The following is a 431-nucleotide window of genomic DNA, read 5'->3' as shown; positions in this document are numbered from 1 at the left end:
CCGGTGCAATACCGGACTCACTTTTATCAAGCTGCCTAATGAAATAACCGTGTCTAACTTTTAGGGGTCACTTCAATCAGAAGGCTTTTTCTATATACTATTTCACTTATTTTAGTTGCAACGTATTTGATAGATTCTCCTCCAAATGCTCCCGTAAAGTAGAACCTGTATACTCTTCCGATACGATAAACTTAACTAAATCTATACAATTCAATCAAATTTATACAAATTAGTGCTTCATCGTGTTCTCGCAACCCCGAAGGGACGAGGGGTATAACACTCCACACGAGGCAGTATCGTTACCTCCTATTATCAAGCATTTACATCCCTATCGTGATGGCTATTGCACCCAAAACAACACCACTCACGTATTTTTAAACTCCACTGTCCTTCTGGTTGAACTGAATGGTCGTATTTTACTCCGCAACATG

The 431-nt window shown here is 39.7% G+C and carries 1 pseudogene; it reads right to left on the bottom strand.

What is annotated here, in order from left to right:
* Positions 1 to 312 precede the first annotated feature (312 nt).
* Positions 313 to 431 (bottom strand): annotated as a pseudogene (locus JDS99_RS31035) (RNA-guided endonuclease InsQ/TnpB family protein); the annotation flags it as partial.

The sequence above is a fragment of the Bacillus cereus group sp. N6 genome, from assembly GCF_016483705.1.
Lineage (GTDB): Bacteria > Bacillota > Bacilli > Bacillales > Bacillaceae_G > Bacillus_A > Bacillus_A wiedmannii.
Note: the sequence above shows the minus strand (reverse complement) of the source record. Positions and strands in the feature narration are given on the sequence as shown.